Origin of the sequence: Castellaniella sp., from assembly GCF_049673105.1 — a bacterium.
Classification (GTDB): Bacteria; Pseudomonadota; Gammaproteobacteria; order Burkholderiales; family Burkholderiaceae_B; genus Castellaniella.
In genome coordinates, this window is sequence record NZ_JBATXG010000011.1 from 1 (window position 1) to 18,896 (window position 18,896).

Here is an 18,896-nt window from a genome sequence, read left to right on the forward strand (position 1 = left end):
CGCGGATCGACGTTCTTGTTGGTCCAGTCCATTTCGGAGACGTGCACCAGGCCTTCGATACCGGCTTCGACTTCAACAAACGAGCCGTAGTCGGTCAGGTTGGTGACCTTGCCGAACAGGCGGGTGCCTTGCGGGTAGCGGCGGCCCAGGCCGATCCAGGGATCTTCGCCCAGTTGCTTGACGCCCAGCGAGACGCGCTGTTTTTCCTGGTCGAACTTGAGGACCTTGGCTTCGATTTCCTGGCCGACGGACAGGACTTCGGAGGGATGGCGGACACGGCGCCAGGCCATGTCGGTGATGTGCAGCAGGCCGTCGATACCGCCCAGATCCACGAACGCGCCGTAGTCGGTGATGTTCTTGACGATGCCCTTGATGATGGCGCCTTCGTGCAGATTTTCGAGCAGCTTTTCGCGTTCCTCGCCCATGCTGGCTTCGAGCACGGCACGGCGCGACAGCACCACGTTGTTGCGCTTGCGGTCGAGCTTGATGACCTTGAATTCCAGGGTCTTGCCTTCATAAGGCGTGGTGTCCTTGACGGGACGCAGGTCGACCAGCGAACCCGGCAGGAAGGCGCGGATGCCGTTGGTCATGACCGTCAGGCCGCCCTTGACCTTGCCGGTGATGGTGCCGTTGACCAGTTCGCCGGATTCCAGGGCCTGTTCGAGCTGCAGCCAGGCCGACAGGCGCTTGGCGCGGTCGCGCGACAGGATGGTGTCGCCATAACCGTTTTCCAGGGAATCGATGGCCACGGAGACGAAATCGCCGTCCTGGACTTCGAGTTCACCCTGATCGTTCAGGAATTCTTCGAGGGGGATGTAGGCTTCGGATTTCAGACCTGCATTGACCACGACGAAATTGTGGTCGACACGCACGACTTCGGCGGAGATGACCTCGCCGGAGCGCATGTTCTGATCTTTGATGCTGGCCGCAAACAGATCGGCAAAGCTTTCACCGCCCAACGCGGCTTCAGTGGTAAGGGTGGACATGAACAATTAATCCATACGCCCCAAGGGGCAATGATGACACGCCAGGGCGAACCCGGCGGAGTGAACAAAAATCCTGCATGACAGATGCCGGAAATCCCGGTCATGCCCGTCAGGCAGGCCCATGCGCCGATCCACGGCTACGCCACAGATCAAGCACCTGATCAACAACCTGATCCACCCCGATCCGGGATGAATCGATTGTCACTGCGCCTGCAGCCGCGACAAGCGGCGCATGCGCCCGATCCCGATCACGTGCATCACGTAAGCGAAGATCATTTAAAAGGTCGTCTAGATTAGCAGAAATTCCCTTGTCCCTCAACTGCTTATGGCGTCTTTCCGCCCGGACAAGCACATCGGCATCGAGAAAGATTTTCAGAGAGGCATCGGGGAATACAACCGTCCCCATGTCACGACCATCCGCCACCAGGCCCGGCGCCTGGCGAAAGTCCTGCTGCCGGGCCAGCAAGGCCGCGCGCACCGCCGGCCAGGCCGCGACTCGCGACGCCAGGCTGCCAATAGCTTCCTGGCGGATGAGGCGTGTGACATCCTGGCCGTTCAATTGGATCAGGCCGGCGCCAAAGCGCGCATCGAGCCGGCGCGCCTGTTCCGCCGCCTGCTGTTCATCGCTGCCATCCCCCCCCGCCTGCTGCACGGCCAGCGCCGTCAGCCGGTACAGCGCCCCGCTGTCCAGCGCATGCCAGCCCAGATGGTCGGCCACGCGCTGGGCGATGGTGCCCTTGCCCGAGGCGGTGGGCCCGTCAATCGTAATGACGGGAATGGCGGATGTGCCACTGGAATCAGTTTTCATGGTCCGTCTCAGGCCTGCAGCAGGCTTTGGAAATCCTGAAAATATGCCGGATAGGTCTTGGCCACGCAATCGGGGTCCAGAATCGTGACCGGGACAGGACCGAAAACCGCCAGCGAAAAGCACATCGCCATCCGGTGGTCGTCGTAGGTGTTGATCCGGGCCGAACGCCACTGCCCCGCTGCCAGGGGATACACCGTCAGGCTGTCGGCATCGGATTCGACCCGCGCGCCCAGCCGGGCCAGCTCGGCATGCATGGCGTCGATGCGATCGGTTTCCTTGACCCGCCAGCTGGCGATATTGCGCAAGCGGCATGGTCCATCGGCGTACAGCGCCAGCACAGCCGCCGTCATGGCGGCATCGGGAATCAGATTGAAATCACGGTCAAAAGCCCGCAACCGTTCCCCCTGCGCCACCACCGGCCCCTGAACGACGAGCGCGTCGGCTTCGCTGCGCACCTGCGCGCCCATGTCCTGGACGACATCCGCAAAAGCCAGATCGCCCTGGATGCTGTCGGCGCCCACACCTTGCAAGCGGATCGGGCCGCCCGCAATCGCGCCCAGCCCCAGAAAATAGGACGCAGACGACGCATCGCCCTCGATGGCATAGCGACCGGGACTGCGATAGCGCGCGTGAGCCGGAATGGTGAATCGTTCCCAGCCGTCACGCTGCACCGTCACGCCGAAACGAGCCATCAGATTCAGGGTGATCAGGATATAGGGCTTGGAAATCAGCGGCCCGTCCAGTTCGATGACGATCGGCTGGCCGGCGCGACCCGCTGCGATCGGGGCCGCCATCAGCAAGGCCGTCAAAAATTGGCTGGACACCGAACCGCGCACCCGGATGGGCTGATCGGCGCGCAGGCTGCCCTGGGAAATCTTCAACGGCGGATAACCGTCCTGGGCTTCGTAACGTAGATCACAGCCCAGCGCGCGCAACGCGTCCACCAGATCCCCGATGGGACGTTCATGCATGCGCGGCACACCCGACAGGCGATAGTCGCCCCCCATGACGGCCAAAGCAGCGGTCAAGGGACGGATGGCCGTGCCCGCATTGCCCATGAACAGATCCGCCTGGCGCTGCGGCCACACGGATGCGCCGACTACGCGCGCGCCCCCTTTGCCATCGAGCTGCACATCCACACCCAGCGCCTGCAAGGCCGCCACCATCACCCGCGTATCGTCGGAATCCAGCAGGCCGGTCAGCGTCGTTTCACCCTCGGCCAGCGCCGCCAGCAGCAGCGCCCGATTGGAAATGCTTTTGGAGCCAGGCAAGGCCACGGCGCCTGCGGCCCGAACGGACGGCGGCAGAGTCAGGAAGGGGGTGCGATCAGTCATGGCATCGGATTGCGCCCGCCCCAGAACCGGCGCGCCAGCGCCGATTGTTCGAGCAGGGTCTCAAGAGTTTCAGGGTGGGTGTCGTCATTCAGCGCAGCCCGCCAGGTATCGAGCACCTGGACGAAATCATCGAGTTCGCTGAGCACCGCGGAACGATTGGAAAAGAAAATGTCGCGCCAGACTTCCGGAGAGCCTGCCGCAATACGAGTGAAATCCCGAAAGCCGGTGCCGGCCAGGCCCAGCCGGGTATCGGCATCGTCGGCCCGAATGACCTGCGCCATGAAGACCGCCGCCAAGAGATGCGGCAGGTGACTGACGCAGCCCAAGGCCCGATCGTGCGCGGCAGGGTCCATCAGTTGCACTCTGGCGCCGGTGGCTTCCCAGATGCGGATCAGGCGATGCTGGACCGCGCCGGGGGTATCGTCGAACGGCGTCAAGACGACTTTACGACCGTGGTACAGCAAAGAATCGGCAGCTTCGGGACCAGTCATTTCGGACCCGGCGATCGGATGCCCCGGAATGAACTGCACGCAGCGATCGCCCAGGACGTCTCGCGCGATCCTCGCCACGTCGGATTTGGTGCTGCCGGCATCCGTGACCAGCGTCTGCGGGCGCAAATGCGGCGTCAAGGCTTGCAGAATGCCGGTCATCGCGCCCACCGGCGTGGCCAGAAAGATCAGGTCGGCCTGGGCGGCTGCCTGCGGCAGCGTGACGATCTCGTCGATCAGGCCCAATTCGCGGGCGCGCTGCAGGGATGCCGGCTGACGCCCCACTCCCAGCACGCGCCCCACCTGCCCTACCCGGCGCAAGGCCGCCGCAAACGAGCCGCCGATCAGACCGGTGCCCACCACGGCCAGCACCGGCACCAGAGGGTCGGTCACACTGCTCATGGCCGCAGAATATCGGTCAGCGCCTGAATGAAGCGGGTATTTTCCTGAGGCAGACCAATACTGACGCGCAGATGCTGCGGCAGCCCGTCGCCCGCCACCGGACGCACGATGATGCCCCGGCGCAGCAATTCACCGTGCACACGGGCGGCATCACCGATTTTGACCAGGACAAAATTGCTGTGGCTGGGCACATATTCCAGGCCCAGCGCCGCAAAGGCGTTTTGCAACTGGGTTCTGCCCTCGCGATTCAGGGCGTAGGTGCGCGCCAGGAAATCCGTATCCGCCAACGCCGCCCGGGCCGCCAGTTGGGCCAGCGCATTGACGTTGAAAGGTTGGCGCACACGGTTCAACAAATCCGTCAAACCCGGCTGAGCCAGCGCATAGCCCACCCGCAAGCCCGCCAAGCCATAGGCTTTGGAAAAGGTGCGGGTCACAATCAGATTGGCATATTCACGCACCCAGAGGGCGCTGTCCGTCCGCTCGTCGGGGTCCAGATAGTCGTCGTAGGCCTCGTCCAGCAGTACCGTCACGCGATCGCCGTGACGATCCCGAACGGCATCCAGAAAGGACTGCACCTGGGCCGGCGGCACATGGGTGCCGGTGGGGTTATTGGGATTGGCGATGAACACCAGACGGGTATCGTCGGCGATGGCATCCAGCATGGCCGGCAGATCATGCCCGTAGTCGCGGGCCGGCACCTGCACGTGTCGCGCACCGCGCGCCTGCGTGCTGAGCCGGTAGACGACAAAGGCATGTTCGGCGTATACGGCGGACGCGCCCTCGTCCAGCAAAGCCAGGGAAGCCAGTTCCAGCAGATCGTTGGATCCATTGCCCAAGGTAATCCAGGTCGCCGGCACGGCGTGGCGAGCCGCCAGATCCGCCTTGAGGTCGAAGCCGTTGGGGTCGGGGTAACGGCCCTGCAGGCCGGCCACGGCCTGACCAAGCGCATGACGGACCTGATCGGAACAGCCCAGCGGGTTTTCATTCGACGCCAGCTTGATGATGCCGGCTGGGTCCAGGCCGAATTCACGGGCCAGCTCTTCGATGGGCTTGCCGGCCTGGTAAGGCGCAATCGCCCGGATATGATCGGGGGCCAGGGGCTGGGTCATGACGAAATTACCTCATTGCCGGGGATAGGAGCCCAGAATCTTGAAAAAAGCTACCTGCTGGCGCAATTCAGCCAGGGCTTCGCGCACGGGTTCGTCTTGATGATGACCCAGCAGGTCGACATAGAAATAGTATTCCCACTGACCGGTGCGGGCGGGCCGGGATTCGAAGCGCGTCATGGACACATCGTGTCGCGACAGGGGCGCGAGCATATCGTAGACCGCTCCCGCCCGGTTGGGGACAGCCAGGATCAGGCTGGTCTTGTCGCGGTTGGTCGGCCCGGCATCCTGCGCGCCGACCGCCAGAAAACGCGTCTGGTTCTGAGGATCGTCCTGGATGCCGCTGACGACCGCACTGAGTCCCCACGCGGCGGCGGCGGCATCGCCGGCAATGGCGGCACAAGTGGGGTCCTCGGCTGCCATGCGGGCCGCCTCGGCATTGCTGGCAACCGGCAGACGTTCCAGACGGGGATGATTGCGGCTCAGCCAGGCCTGGCACTGGGCCAGCGCCTGGGGATGCCCCAGTACGCGGCGCACCCCTTCCAGCCCCCCCGTCAGGGTCAGCAGATTATGGTGGATGCGGATGGTGCGCTCGCCCAGGACCTTGAGCGAGGAACTGAGCAGCAAATCCAGACTGCGGTTGACGGCGCCTTCGGTGGAATTTTCGACCGGCACCATGCCGACGTCGGCCTGGCCGGCTTCCACAGCGCGAAACACCTCGTCAAAGGATTCGCAGCGCAGGCCGGTGATGGCCCGACCGAAGTGTTCATAGGCGGCTTGTTCCGAAAACGAGCCCTGCGGCCCCAAGAAGGCCACGGTCAAAATGCTTTCCAGGCCCCGGCAGGCGGAAATGACCTGCCCCCAGATAGCTGCAACGGCTGCTTCCGGGATGGGCCCGCTATTGATGGTCTGCAGGCGACGGATGATGAGGGCCTCGCGCTCTGGCTTGAGCACCGGCCCATTGGCATCAAAGCGCTTTTTGACGTCGCCCACCTGCAAAGCCGCCTGGGCGCGCTGATTCAGCAGGATCAGGATCTGCTCATCCAGCGCGTCGATGCGTGCCCGCAAAGGTTCCAGGCTGGCCTGCAGATCTGATTCAGCCATGACGGGCCTCGAAATCCTGCATGAAACTGATCAGCGCCTGGACGCCCTCGAAGGGCATGGCGTTGTACAGAGACGCCCGCATGCCGCCGACGGCTTTGTGGCCCTTCAGGGCCAGCAGACCGGCGGATTCCGATTCCGCCAAAAAGGCGGCATTCAGCGATTCGTCGCGCAGGAAGAACGGGACGTTCATTCGCGACCGGACCGCCGGATGGATGCGGCTTTCGTAGAAGGACGAACTGTCCAGATAATCATAGAACGCACGGGATTTGCGCATGCTGGCGGCGTCCATGGCGGCGACGCCGCCGTTGTTCAACAGCCATTTGAACACCAACCCAGCCATATAGATGGCGAAGGTGGGCGGCGTATTGAACATGGACTGAGCAGCAGCCACCGGCGCATAGTCGAATACCGAGGGACAATATGGCAACGCATGGCCGATCAGGTCCTTGCGCACGAATACCAGCGTCACGCCCGCCGGACCGGCATTTTTCTGCGCCCCGGCGTAGACCATGCCCAAGCGGGAAAAATTGATGGCCCGCGACAGGATATTCGAAGACATGTCCGCCACCAGCGGCACATCCGGCGCCCCCAGATCCGCCATATCCGGCATGACGGCCTGTTCAATGCCGCCAATGGTTTCATTGGCGCACAAGTGCAGGTAGGCCGCATCCGGGCGGACGCGCCACTGATCCTGGGCAGGCAGCCAGCACCAGGGACCATAGGACTGTCCATCCAGATCGACGGAGGATTCAGCCGTGGCCGCCACGGCGACGTCGCCATAGCGCTGAGCCTCGTTGAAGGACTTTCGCGCCCAATGGCCGCTGAGCACGTAATCCGCGCGTCCTAGACCATTTCTGCCCATCAGATTCAGGGGAACCAGGGCATTCTGCGCCGAGGCGCCGCCCTGCATGAACAGGACTTCGAAATCATCCGGCACCGCCAACAGGGTACGCAGATCGGCTTCGGCCTCGTCGCGGATGCGGCTGTAGTGTTTGCCGCGGTGGCTCATTTCCATGACCGAGGTGCCGCTGCCCTGCCAGTCGCACAGGTCCGCCGCAGCCTGCTGCAGCACTTCCAGAGGCAGCGTCGAGGGGCCTGCGGCAAAATTCCAGGGGCGGTTCATGAAGGATCCTTGGGGGAAGAGTCGGCTTCGGGCGCAACATCGCCCGTCGGCGTATCGCCTGCCTGGCCTTCTGCGTGACCGTCGGCGTCGTCGGCAGACGCATCGCTTTCGTCATCCATATCGCTTTCGGCCACGCGACGCACCCCGATCAGGCTGCTGTCCTCGTCCACATTAATCAGCGTCACCCCTTGGGTGGCCCGACCCATCTCGCGGATTTCCGAGACCCGGGTGCGCACCAGCACACCGCTGGTGGTGATCAGCATGATTTCGTCTTCGGGCTGCACCAGCACGGCGCTGACGACCTTGCCGTTGCGCGCCGAGGTCTGAATGGCGATCATGCCCTTGGTACCGCGTCCGTGACGGGTGTATTCGACGATGGACGTACGCTTGCCATAGCCGTTTTCGGTGGCGGTCAGCACGCTTTGCGTTTCGTCCTCGGCCACCAGCAAGGCGATGACGGACTGGCCTTCTTCCAGGAACATGCCCCGCACGCCGCGCGCCGTACGGCCCATCGGACGCACGTCGTTCTCGTCGAAACGCACGGCCTTGCCGGCGTCGGAGAACAGCATGACGTCATGCTTGCCGTCGGTCAGTTCAGCGCCGATCAGGAAATCGCCTTCGTCCAGGCCGACGGCAATGATGCCGGCCTTGCGGGGATTGGAGAAGTCCGACAGCGGGGTCTTTTTAACCGTGCCGCGCGACGTCGCCATGAAGATGTAATGATCGTCGCTGAAAGCCTTGACCGGGAGCACGGCGGTAATGTTTTCGCCATCGACCAGCGGGAACATATTGACGATGGGACGGCCACGCGAATTGCGCGATCCCTGCGGGACTTCCCAGACCTTCAGCCAATAGACCCGGCCACGATCCGAGAAACACAGCAGGAAATCGTGCGTATTAGCGATGAAGAGCTGGTCGACCCAGTCGTCTTCTTTCATGGTGGTGGCCTGCTTGCCGCGACCGCCGCGTTTCTGCGCCCGGTATTCCGACAAGGGCTGGCTCTTGATGTAGCCGCTGCGCGACAAGGTCACCACCATATCCATGGGAGTGATCAGGTCTTCGGTTTCGAGTTCGGTAGCGTTGAATTCGATTTCGGAACGGCGGGAGTCGCTGCCCGGGGCAGAGAATTCCGCACGGATCGACTGCAGTTCGTCACCAATGATGGCCGTCACACGCTCTGGCTTGGACAAAATATCCAGCAGATCGGCGATCGTATCCATGATCTCGCGGTATTCGCCGACGATCTTGTCCTGCTCCAGCCCCGTCAGGCGCTGCAACCGCATGTTCAGGATTTCCTGGGCTTGAACCTCGGACAGGTTGTACTGACCATCGGCCTGCAGTCCGAAGCGGGGTTCCAGCCCATCGGGACGATAGGCGGCCCGCCCGCCGGACGCCACATTGCCATCCGCGCGCGCTAGCATTTCCCGCACCAGAGACGAATCCCAGCTGCGATCCATCAGGGCCTGGCGCGCCACCGGCGGCGTGGGGGCCGCTTTGATGATGGCGATGAAATCATCGATATTCGCCAATGCCACGGCCAGGCCTTCCAGCACATGGCCGCGCTCGCGGGCCTTGCGCAGCTGGAAGATCGTGCGGCGGGTGACGACTTCGCGGCGATGCTGCAGGAAATACTGCACCATCTGTTTCAGGTTCAGCAGGCGCGGCTGGCCGTCGACCAGCGCCACCATGTTCATGCCGAAGGTTTCCTGCAACTGGGTGTTCTTGTACAGATTGTTGAGGACGACCTCGGGCACTTCACCGCGTTTGAGTTCGATGACCAGACGCATGCCGTCCTTGTCCGATTCGTCGCGGATGTCGGAAATGCCCTCGATCTTCTTTTCATTGACCAGTTCGGCGATGCGTTCCTGCAGGGATTTTTTGTTCACCTGATAGGGGATCGCATCGACGACGATGGCCTGGCGATTGCCGTGCGGCAGGTCTTCGAAGTGAGCCTTGGCGCGCATGATGACGCGTCCGCGCCCGGTGCGGTAGCCTTCGCGCACCCCCGACATGCCGTAAATGATGCCGCCCGTGGGGAAATCCGGCGCCGGAATGCGCTCGATCAACTCATCGATGGTGCAATCGGGGTTGCGCAGGCAATACAGGCAGCCCTCGACGACTTCGGACAGATTGTGCGGCGGGATATTGGTGGCCATCCCCACGGCGATCCCGGCGCTGCCGTTGACCAGCAGATTGGGCAGGCGCGAGGGCAGCAGCAGGGGTTCCTGTTCGCTGCCATCGTAGTTAGGACCAAAATCGACCGTTTCCTGATCGATGTCGGCCAGCAATTCATGAGCGATCTTCGCCAGACGGACTTCGGTGTAACGCATGGCGGCGGCATTATCGCCATCCACGGAGCCGAAGTTACCCTGGCCGTCGACCAGCATGTAGCGCAGCGAAAAATCCTGCGCCATGCGGACGATGGTGTCGTAGACGGCTGAATCACCGTGCGGGTGATATTTACCGATCACGTCGCCGACGATACGGGCGGACTTTTTATAGGCCCGATTCCAGTCGTTGTTCAATTCGTGCATGGCGAACAGAACGCGCCGGTGCACGGGCTTGAGGCCATCGCGCACATCAGGCAGGGCACGCCCCACGATCACGCTCATGGCGTAATCCAGATAGCTGCGCCGCATTTCGTCTTCAAGCGAAATAGGCAGGGTCTCTTTAGCGAAGGATTCCATGTGTATGTCCGAAACCGATAGGCGTCAAACCGCCGGGAGGCAATCGGTGATTCTATCATCCACCTCAGGACACCATCGGTGCGGGCAAGCGATGCGGGCGCTCGTCCGAGTCCGGCTGGAAAAGGCCCAGCGTTGCAAAAAGCCCACAACCAGGGGGTCGGTCCCGGATAAATTGCCCTCAGAGTACCGGACGGGGCGTTCAATACTTAACCCGATCAGGGAAAATGCCTTAAGATTTCGGCTAACACGCACCAAGCCCAGCGCAATTGACAGTTTTCCAACTAGACATTGCTATACTGGAAATGTTCTTTCGAGATGCGGCGGGGGTTCGCTGCGGTCACTTTCAAGCATCATGCTCAAACGAGGAGAAACATGAATAAACCCTCCAAAATCGCTATTGGACTCGCCATTGCTGCCATGGCTGCCATGGGTACTGCGTCGGCTTCCGACAACTGGACCAACGTTGATGGCCATGTCTGGAAGAATGCCAGCGGTGAACAATGCTGGCGCGATGCGTTCTGGACGCCCGCCACCGCTGCCGAAGGCTGCGGCAAGCCCGTCGCCGAAGCGCCTGTCGTCGCCCCGACCGCCAGCAAGGTTGTCCTGAACGCCGATACGTTCTTCGACTTCGACAAGTCCACCATCAAGCCCGAAGGCAAGCAAGTTCTGGATCAGGTCGCCCAACAAGCCGGCACCATCAATCTGGAAACCATCATTGCTGTCGGCCACACCGATTCCATCGGTACCGAAGCCTACAACCAGAAACTGTCCGAGCGCCGTGCCAATTCGGTCAAGCAGTATCTGGTCAGCAAGGGTGTTGCTGCTGATCGTATCTACGCCGAAGGCAAGGGCGAACTGCAACCGGTCGCGTCCAACAAGACGCGCGAAGGTCGCGCCCAGAACCGCCGCGTGGAAATCGAAATCGTCGGTACCCGCAAGTAATTCTGCAGGCCGTACGAGCCATCGCGCCCCAGGCGCGATGGCGCCTCAAGGCTCCGCGCATGCGGAGCCTTGTTCATTTCTGGAACCCGAATTCATGCAAACCACCAACGCCGATCCCGCCGAGCTCGACAAATTCAGTGCCCTGGCTTCCAATTGGTGGGATCCCCAAGGCGACCTGAAGACGCTGCACGACATCAACCCCCTGCGACTGGACTGGATCCGCACCCAGGCAGGCGCACTGAAAGGGCTGCGGGTGCTGGACATCGGTTGCGGCGGCGGTCTGCTGACCGAAGCCATGGCAGCCGAAGGCGCTCAGGTCACCGGTATCGATCTGGCCAAGGCGTCATTGCAAGTCGCCCGCCTGCATGGCCACGAATCGGGCGTGCACGTGCAATATGAATGTGTCAGCGCCGAAGACTACGCAGAGCAGCAGCCCGGACAATTCGATCTGGTGACCTGCATGGAATTGCTGGAACACGTGCCGGACCCGGCTGCCATCGTGCAGGCTGCCGCCCGCCTGGTCCGCCCCGGCGGATTGGTCTGCTTTTCAACATTGAATCGCAATCCGAAATCTTTTCTGCTGGCGATCGTGGCGGCCGAATACCTGTTGCGCATGGTGCCAAAAGGCACTCATAGCTACGATCACTTCATCACGCCCAGCGAACTGGCTGCCGCCGCCCGCGCGGCAGGCCTGGAAACCAGCGCGCTCAGCGGCCTGGAATACCTGCCGATCACCCGGCAGTACCGCCTGTCCCCAGATACGGGGGTGAATTATTTCATGGCGGCGCGCCGCCCGGAATGAACCTCATGCAGCCTTGTCTCGTTCTCTTTGACTTTGACGGCACGTTAGCCGATACGGCGCCCGATCTGGCCGCCGCCGCCAACCGTCAACGCAGTTACCGGGGGCTGGATCCCCTGCCCTACGAAGCCCTGCGCCCGTACGCCTCGCATGGGGCGCGCGGTCTGCTGAAGGCCGCGCTGGATCTGGACCCAGGCAGCGAGGAATACGAACGCAGCCGCCAACAATTCCTGCAGGACTATGCGCAGGACATGCTGACGCACACCCGATTGTTTTCCGGCATAGACGCTTTGCTGGATCAACTGGCCGATGCCTCGGTGGGCTGGGGCATCGTGACCAACAAGGTGGAATCCCTGGCCTTGCCGATCGTGCGTCACCTGGGGCTGGAACCCCGCTGTCGCGTAACGGTGGGCGGCGACACGACCCCCCATGCCAAGCCGCACCCCGAACCCCTGCTGCATGCGGCCCGACAGGCGGGCTTCACCCCGGACCAATGCCTGTACGTGGGCGATGACGAGCGCGACATCGTGGCGGGCAAGGCCGCCGGCATGGCGACCGTGGTCGCCGCTTATGGCTACTGCTCGCTGGACGATCCGAACCGCTGGCAGGCGGACGCTATCGCCCGCCAGCCGGCAGATCTGTGGCCCATCATTCAGCGCTGGGCGCAGCAGCGCGAGCCGAACCCGCTGCCGTAAACAGCACGTCGGTCGAGGAATTCAGGGCGGTTTCCGCCGAATCCTGCAGCACGCCGATAATGAAGCCTACCCCGACGACCTGCATCGCCAGGTCGTTGGAAATGCCGAACAGACTGCACGCCACCGGAATCAGCAGCAAGGACCCGCCGGCCACGCCCGATGCACCGCAGGCGCAGACCGCCGCCACAATGCTTAGCAACAAGGCGGTGAACAGGTCCACAGGCACCCCCAGCGTATTCACGGCGGCCAGCGTCAGCACCGTGATGGTGATGGCCGCGCCGGCCATATTGATCGTGGCGCCCAGGGGAATCGAGACCGAATAGGTGTCTTTCTCCAGACCCAGCTTTTCACACAGCGCCATATTGACCGGAATATTGGCGGCGGAACTGCGGGTAAAGAACGCCGTCACCCCCGATTCACGCAGGCAGGTCAGCACCAGGGGATAGGGATTGGCGCGAATCCGCCAGAATACGATCAGGGGATTGACCACCAGCGCCACGAAGATCATGCAACCCAGCAGCAGGGCCAGCAGACGAGCATAATCCAGCAAGGCGCCGAACCCGGTATCGGCAATCGTGGCGGACACCAGGCCGAAGATCCCGAGGGGGGCCATGCGGATCACGACGCGCACGATAAAGGACAGCCCCAAGGACAGGTCGGCCATGATGTTCTTGGTGGTCCCATGTGCATGGCGCAAGGCGATGCCCAAGCCTACCGCCCAGGCCAGAATGCCGATGTAATTTGCTTCCAGCAGAGCATGCACCGGATTGTCCACCACGCTGAACAAGAGATTGCGCAAGACCTCGATCACGCCGCTGGGCGGCGACAAGGTGGCATCTCCCTGTTGCAGCTGAATGGTCAGGGGGAACAGGAAGCTGGCGACCACCGCCACCAGCGCCGCCGCAAACGTGCCCACCAGATACAAGCCCAGGATCGGCCCCAGCCGCGTCTGGGCGCCCTGTTTATGATTGGCGATAGAGGCAGCCACCAGAACGAACACCAGCAACGGGGCGACGGCCTTCAAGGCCGACACGAACAAGCCGCCCAGCAGGCCGACAGCCTGCGCGGTATCGGGGGAGACATAAGCCAACAGCACACCGGCGATCAGGCCGATGAGGATCTGCGTCACAAGGCTGCCATTGCTGACGAACTGCAGCAGCGGATTGGGTTTGAGGGCGGTAGACGCCATGACGGTACTCCAGGATGAACCACTGGCCACGGGCCAGGAAGATCAACCATGTACCTGCTCTGCCCACATCACCCCGCCCCGGAAAACCGGCAGGAGGCTGCGCCAATAAGAAATGGCCGCCATTCTAACATCCGGCCACCCTGGCCCCATGAGCCGATACAATTCATCATCCGCCGCATCCGGTCGATCACTACTGAAAGGAATTTCATGGCTTCATCCCCCATCCGCATCGGCATCGCCGGCTATGGCAATCTGGGCCGCGGCGCGCAAGCAGCCATCGCCCGCCATGCCGACATGCAGTTGGTCGGCGTCTTCACGCGCCGCGATCCCGGATCCCTGGTGCTGGACGATCCGTCGGTGCCGGTCTGGTCGCTGGACAGCGCAGCAGCACGCCGCGACGACATCGATGTCCTGATTCTGTGCGGCGGGTCCAAGGACGATCTGCCGGTGCAAGGCCCGGAACTGGCCCAATGGTTCACCACCGTGGACAGCTATGACACCCATGCCCGCATCCCCCAGTATTTCCAGGCGGTCGATCACGTAGCGCGCGCGCATGGCAATCTGTCCATCCTGGCCGTCGGCTGGGATCCCGGCCTGTTCTCCATCAACCGCCTGATGGGCGAGGCCATTCTGCCCGAGGGCGACACCTATACGTTCTGGGGCAAGGGCCTAAGCCAAGGCCATTCTGACGCCATCCGCCACGTGCCGGGCGTGGCCGCAGGGGTGCAATACACCATCCCGGCGCAGGACGCGATCGAACGGGTACGTTCCGGCCACCGACCGACCCTGAGCACGCGTGAAAAACACACGCGCACCTGCTATGTCGTGCTGCAGGACGGCGCCGATGCGCAACAGGTGGAACAGGCCATCGTAACCATGCCGGACTATTTTGCCGACTACGACACCACCGTGCATTTCATCGATGCAGATACGCTGCAGCGCGAGCACGCCGGCATGCCGCACGGGGGCTTTGTCATCCGCAGCGGCCAATCGGGCCGGGATGATCAGCAGGTGATGGAATATTCCCTGAAACTGGCCAGCAATCCCGGTTTCACATCCAGCGTGCTGGTCGCCTATGCGCGGGCCGCCTGGCGTATGAAATCCGCCGGAGAAAGCGGCGCCCGCACGGTCTTTGACGTGGCCCCCGGCCTGCTGTCCCCCAAATCTGCGGCGGACCTGCGCCGCGAACTTCTATAGGCAAAACTGTCATGACGACTTCCCGCCACTCTCCGACCGCCCTCGCGCCAACTGCCCAGGCCATGATCGATTTCTGGCGGGAAGCCGGGCCAGCGAAATGGTTCGCCAAAGATGCGGCATTCGATGCCGCCTTCCGCAGCCGTTTCTACGACGCCCATTACGCAGCAGCGCGCCAGGAACTGGAAGACTGGTTGCAGCAGCCCGAATCCGCCCTGGCGCTGATCCTGCTGCTGGACCAGTATCCGCGCAATGCCTTTCGCGACACGGGCCATATGTTCGCCACCGACGGGCTGGCGCTGGCTTATGCGCGCCGCAGCCTGGGCTTTCTGGACCAGCTCGAACCCTCCCTGCGCAATTTCATCTGCCTGCCCTTCATGCATTCCGAAGACCTGGCCGTCCAGCGCGAAGCCTTGATTTTGTATCACCAGCATGCGCCTGATTCCATGCCTTGGGCGAAGATGCATTACGACATCATTATCCGATTCGGTCGGTTTCCCCACCGCAATGCCGCGCTAGGCCGCATCACCAGCGCCGAAGAACAGGCCTTTCTGGATTCCGGGGGATTCTCTGGGTAAGGTCAGTCGGCGGCTTGCCACGCATCACGCTGCCCTGCCGATACGCCACTGCGCGTACCAGCCATAGCCGCTGAGCAGCACGACGCCCGCCACGACCAACAAGGACCCCAGCAGAAAACCCGGCCCGATGGGCTCGTCCAACAACCAGGCGCCCAGGATCACGCCAAACAAAGGCGTCAGGAATGAAAAGACGCCCAGGCGCGACGCCAGGTATTTTGTCAGCAGCCAGAACCAGGCCAGATAGCTGAAAAACGCCACGAACACGACCTGAAAGGCCAACCCCGCCCAGACCAGCGGCGTGGAATGAAAAGTCGTCTGCCCCATCAGCATCGCCGCCAACAGCAATAACGTCGAACCGCCTGCCAACTGGTACATCAGGGTCTGGCTGGCCGGCAGCGACGCCAGCGGTGTCACCCGGACCACAACAGTCGTCGCCCCCCATGCCGCACCGCCAAACAAGGCTAGCAGATCCCCCCACAGCATGGCGCTGGCCAAGGTCGGCGTATGGTCTCCACGCAGCAGAAAGGCGATCCCCACGCCGACAAACGCTAGAACGACCCCGGCCCATTGCACTGCGGCCAGGCGTTCCTCGGCCAGTTTCCAGTGCAATCCGATCGCGGCGAAGATCGGCGCCGTATACAGCAAGACAATCACGTGGCCCGCGGTGGTGAAACGCAGGCTTTCTCCGATCAGGATGAATTCCAGAGCGTACAGGGCGCCGGCGCACAGGCCGGGTTTCCAGAGGGCCAAGGCGCCGCCGATCCGTTCACGCCGCCAAATCATCGCCACACCGACCAGCAGACCGCCCAGCGCCGTGCGCACGCCAATCTGAAACACAGGGGAAAAGTCCTCGGTCGTGGCCTTGAGCGCAATCTGCTGCATCGCCCAGATCAGGCACAGCAACAGCATGAGTCCGGACGCCCGGCCATCCATGGGTTGACGGTGTTCCACGCAAGAATCCCCAGACTAAAGCCCGTATTGTAGGGTGTCCATCATGGATTTTCGGTCTGACCGGATGCGTGAGCCGCCCCTGCCCCTGCCGGCAACAGGGGTTCGCTGGCTCAGTACAAATACCAGGTCTATGATGATAGAGGCATCAACCATCATCGCATCAGGAGCCGCTCATGGATTCGCCTATGTTCCCCCCAGCCTCCGCCGATCTCGCCAAACGCCGCGCCGAACTGGCCCCCGAACCGCTGGCTGCGTTCAAGGCCTTCAGCAAAGCCGTCTTTGCGCCCGGCGCCCTGGATGCCAAGACCAAGCAGTTGATCGCTGTCGCCGTCGCCCATGTCACCCAGTGTCCCTACTGCATCAAGGGCCACACCGAAGGCGCATCGCGCGCAGGCGCCACGGATGCCGAAATCATGGAAGCCATCTGGGTCGCTGCCGAAATGCGGGCCGGTGGGGCCTATGCGCATTCCAACCTGGCCCTGCAAACCCTGGATGGCCTGCACGGCAAAGACCACGCCTGATCCGGCTGGCCGCCAGACGGGGCTGTGAAACGTTTTCCCGCCTGGCTGCATCCAATCACGTCCAGGCCTATTCGGGGAAGCAAAGTGGATACTCAAATTCCGCAGGACTTATCAAAGGAAAGCGATCTATCGCTGATCAGCTGGTGCCGTGCCGGCCAGTTGCAGGCATTCGATTTGCTGATGCGCCGGCACAACCAGCAACTGTACCGGGCCGCGCGCAGCGTGCTGCACGACGAGGCCGAAGCCGAGGACGCCGTCCAAGAGGCCTGGTGGAAAGCCTACCAGCACTTGGCGGATTTCCGCGCCGACGCGCAACCCGCCACATGGCTGACCCGCATCGCAGTGAACGAAGCCCTGATGCGCCTTCGACGAAACAAAACCCGTGAAGCCCACATCCAATCGGCATATCAGGTTTCCACTGAACCAGACAATATGCATACGCCCGGCTCCGACCTTCCGGCTTCCAATGCCACTCGCCCAGACCAAGCCGCCTGGCGGGCGGAGTTGCGCCATCAGATAGAAGAGCGCATCGATGCCCTGCCCGACATATACCGGACGGTTTTCATGCTGCGCGGGGTCGAGGAAATGTCCGCCGCCGAGGTCGCCCAGGTCTTGAACATGCCGGAGGCGACCGTCCGGGTGCGCTTCATGCGGGCCCGTCGCTTGTTGCAGGACGCCCTGAAGCAGGATTTCGACCCGCAGACCAGCCAGGCATTCTCGTTTGCCGGAGAACGCTGCAACCGCATCGTCGCAGGCGTTCACGCCCGGATGCGGGCTGCCGGCATTCTGAAGGATTCCACCTGACCCAAGACGGCACCGCCCCCGTCAGGTACCCCCCGAGCGATCATGCTAAGGGACTTTGGCCAGCCATTCGGGAGCGCCGAATTTTTCCCCGATCAAACGCTCGGCCTGAGCCAGTTCGTCGACTGTCAAGCTGTCATCCCGCAAGCCATTGCGCTGCCGAAACGTATCCAGCATACGGGCGATGATGGCTTCCCTGGACAGACCGGTCTGGCTGCGCAGCGGGTCCACACGCTTGGCGGCGGACGTAGTGCCCTTGTCTGATAGTTTTTCCCGACCGATACGCAGAACCTGCAGCATCTTGTCCGCGTCGATGTCGTAGGCCATGGTCACGTGATGCAGCACGGCGCCGCCCCGGCGGGCCTGGGCGGCGCCGCCGATCTTGCCACCCTCGGAGGTGATGTCGTTCAGCGGCTGATACCAGGCTTTGATGCCCAGATCCCCCAGTGCCTGCAAGACGAAATCATCCATATAGGCATAGGCATCGCGAAAACTCATGCCGTCCACCAGGGACAGCGGCGCATAGATCGAATACGTGATGGTATTGCCGGGTTCCACGAACATCGCGCCGCCGCCGCTGATGCGGCGCACGATCTGAATACCTTGAGCCTGGGCCGCCTGGGCGTCCACCTCGTTTTTCAGGGATTGGAAAATACCGATGACGACGGCGGGCGCGGCCCATTCCCAGATGCGCAGGGTCGGCGCCCGGCGACCGGCGGCGACCTCGTCCAGCAGCACCTGATCCAGGGCCATGTGCTGCAAGGGCATCAAAGGCGCTGGATGCAGCAGTTGCCAGTCGAAATCGGTCCAGGCGCTGCGGGGCGCGGATTCGCTCATAGCGCCCTCTGGATCACGACGGCGATCCCTTCCGGGGTCAGGCCGAACATCTGAACATCCGTCCCCAGGACATCATTCACCGCCCGCGTCAGGCGCGCCGCATCGGCATCTGCCGGCAGGCCTTCCAGCGCTGCGTTGATGGCATCCAGAGTCTCGGGCGGTTCGAGAAAGAAATCCCCCGACAACCGCACTTTGCTCAAGCAGCCATCCACCACCTGCAGATCCACCACCACCAGCTTTCCGCCTGGGATTTTGTATTCGCCATGCCCTGGGTCAGGGTTCACAGTAGGACTATTCATCCGTTTTTTCCGCCAATCGTGTGGACTAAGATTGAAGCTTCGTTGCACAGCC

Annotated in this window: 19 protein-coding genes; 7 read left to right on the forward strand and 12 right to left on the reverse strand. The window is 62.5% G+C overall.

Going from position 1 to position 18,896, the window contains the following annotated elements; translation table 11 throughout:
- The 8 genes from WBF69_RS03670 to gyrA all read right to left on the reverse strand — a co-directional run.
- Positions 1-986 (reverse strand): 30S ribosomal protein S1 (locus tag WBF69_RS03670; RefSeq protein ID WP_424261342.1); only part of this gene is annotated, 986 nt, incomplete at its 3' end.
- Positions 987-1,095: 109 nt separating this feature from the next.
- Positions 1,096-1,794 carry a (d)CMP kinase gene (gene cmk, locus WBF69_RS03675; RefSeq protein ID WP_424261344.1) on the reverse strand — a complete coding sequence of 233 codons (699 nt, stop codon included), beginning with the start codon at positions 1,792-1,794 and terminating at the stop codon, positions 1,096-1,098.
- Between the two features lie 8 nt (positions 1,795-1,802).
- Positions 1,803-3,128 (reverse strand): 3-phosphoshikimate 1-carboxyvinyltransferase, encoded by a 1,326-nt coding sequence (gene aroA / locus WBF69_RS03680; RefSeq protein ID WP_424261346.1) that lies wholly within the window; start codon positions 3,126-3,128, stop codon positions 1,803-1,805.
- Entirely contained in the window at positions 3,125-4,018 is an 894-nt protein-coding gene (locus tag WBF69_RS03685) for a prephenate dehydrogenase (protein ID WP_424261348.1), read from the reverse strand. Before WBF69_RS03685 ends, aroA begins: the two co-directional genes overlap by 4 nt.
- Complete coding sequence (gene hisC, locus WBF69_RS03690; protein ID WP_424261350.1) at positions 4,015-5,127, reverse strand: histidinol-phosphate transaminase; 1,113 nt, start codon at positions 5,125-5,127, stop codon at positions 4,015-4,017. Before hisC ends, WBF69_RS03685 begins: the two co-directional genes overlap by 4 nt.
- 12 nt (positions 5,128-5,139) lie before the next feature.
- The gene (gene pheA / locus WBF69_RS03695) at positions 5,140-6,228 is read right to left on the reverse strand and encodes a prephenate dehydratase (RefSeq protein ID WP_424261352.1); all 1,089 of its coding nucleotides are present in this window, start codon (positions 6,226-6,228) and stop codon (positions 5,140-5,142) included.
- The gene (serC, locus tag WBF69_RS03700; protein WP_424261354.1) at positions 6,221-7,351 is read right to left on the reverse strand and encodes a 3-phosphoserine/phosphohydroxythreonine transaminase; all 1,131 of its coding nucleotides are present in this window, start codon (positions 7,349-7,351) and stop codon (positions 6,221-6,223) included. The genes pheA and serC overlap by 8 nt, the downstream gene beginning before the upstream one ends.
- Entirely contained in the window at positions 7,348-10,038 is a 2,691-nt protein-coding gene (gene gyrA / locus WBF69_RS03705) for a DNA gyrase subunit A (RefSeq protein WP_424261355.1), read from the reverse strand. The genes serC and gyrA overlap by 4 nt, the downstream gene beginning before the upstream one ends.
- Positions 10,039-10,410: 372 nt before the next feature.
- Here gyrA and ompA point away from each other — a divergent pair, with 372 nt between their 5' ends.
- The 3 genes from ompA to WBF69_RS03720 all read left to right on the forward strand — a co-directional run bounded on the left by ompA (position 10,411) and on the right by WBF69_RS03720 (position 12,474).
- On the forward strand, positions 10,411-10,980 hold the full coding sequence (gene ompA / locus WBF69_RS03710; RefSeq protein WP_424261357.1) for an outer membrane protein OmpA: 570 nt from the start codon (positions 10,411-10,413) through the stop codon (positions 10,978-10,980).
- A gap of 94 nt (positions 10,981-11,074) precedes the next feature.
- The gene (gene ubiG, locus WBF69_RS03715) at positions 11,075-11,782 is read left to right on the forward strand and encodes a bifunctional 2-polyprenyl-6-hydroxyphenol methylase/3-demethylubiquinol 3-O-methyltransferase UbiG (protein WP_424261359.1); all 708 of its coding nucleotides are present in this window, start codon (positions 11,075-11,077) and stop codon (positions 11,780-11,782) included.
- A gap of 5 nt (positions 11,783-11,787) precedes the next feature.
- Positions 11,788-12,474 (forward strand): HAD family hydrolase, encoded by a 687-nt coding sequence (locus tag WBF69_RS03720; RefSeq protein ID WP_424261360.1) that lies wholly within the window; start codon positions 11,788-11,790, stop codon positions 12,472-12,474.
- Here the strand turns inward: WBF69_RS03720 and sstT are convergent.
- A complete protein-coding gene (sstT, locus tag WBF69_RS03725; protein ID WP_424261362.1) occupies positions 12,428-13,663 on the reverse strand; it encodes a serine/threonine transporter SstT in 1,236 nt (411 codons plus the stop codon). The genes WBF69_RS03720 and sstT overlap by 47 nt on opposite strands.
- Before the next feature lie 207 nt (positions 13,664-13,870).
- On the opposite strand from sstT, the gene WBF69_RS03730 reads away from it, so the two are divergent.
- Positions 13,871-14,860, forward strand: coding sequence for a diaminopimelate dehydrogenase (locus WBF69_RS03730; RefSeq protein WP_424261364.1), 990 nt, complete (start codon positions 13,871-13,873; stop codon positions 14,858-14,860).
- Positions 14,861-14,871: 11 nt separating this feature from the next.
- The gene (locus WBF69_RS03735) at positions 14,872-15,435 is read left to right on the forward strand and encodes a DUF924 family protein (RefSeq protein WP_424261366.1); all 564 of its coding nucleotides are present in this window, start codon (positions 14,872-14,874) and stop codon (positions 15,433-15,435) included.
- A 24-nt stretch (positions 15,436-15,459) separates the two neighbouring features.
- On the opposite strand, the gene WBF69_RS03740 is transcribed toward WBF69_RS03735, so the two are convergent.
- Positions 15,460-16,386 carry a DMT family transporter gene (locus WBF69_RS03740; protein WP_424261368.1) on the reverse strand — a complete coding sequence of 309 codons (927 nt, stop codon included), beginning with the start codon at positions 16,384-16,386 and terminating at the stop codon, positions 15,460-15,462.
- A 185-nt stretch (positions 16,387-16,571) separates the two neighbouring features.
- Here WBF69_RS03740 and WBF69_RS03745 point away from each other — a divergent pair, with 185 nt between their 5' ends.
- On the forward strand, positions 16,572-16,907 hold the full coding sequence (locus WBF69_RS03745; RefSeq protein WP_424261370.1) for a carboxymuconolactone decarboxylase family protein: 336 nt from the start codon (positions 16,572-16,574) through the stop codon (positions 16,905-16,907).
- Positions 16,908-16,991: 84 nt separating this feature from the next.
- The gene (locus WBF69_RS03750) at positions 16,992-17,711 is read left to right on the forward strand and encodes an RNA polymerase sigma factor (protein WP_424261372.1); all 720 of its coding nucleotides are present in this window, start codon (positions 16,992-16,994) and stop codon (positions 17,709-17,711) included.
- A gap of 45 nt (positions 17,712-17,756) precedes the next feature.
- Here the strand turns inward: WBF69_RS03750 and WBF69_RS03755 are convergent, their stop codons facing one another.
- Both WBF69_RS03755 and WBF69_RS03760 read right to left on the reverse strand, forming a co-directional pair.
- On the reverse strand, positions 17,757-18,545 hold the full coding sequence (locus WBF69_RS03755; RefSeq protein WP_424261374.1) for a lipoate--protein ligase family protein: 789 nt from the start codon (positions 18,543-18,545) through the stop codon (positions 17,757-17,759).
- On the reverse strand, positions 18,542-18,844 hold the full coding sequence (locus tag WBF69_RS03760) for a biotin--protein ligase (protein ID WP_424261376.1): 303 nt from the start codon (positions 18,842-18,844) through the stop codon (positions 18,542-18,544). Before WBF69_RS03760 ends, WBF69_RS03755 begins: the two co-directional genes overlap by 4 nt.
- Between the last annotated feature and the right edge of the window lie 52 nt (positions 18,845-18,896).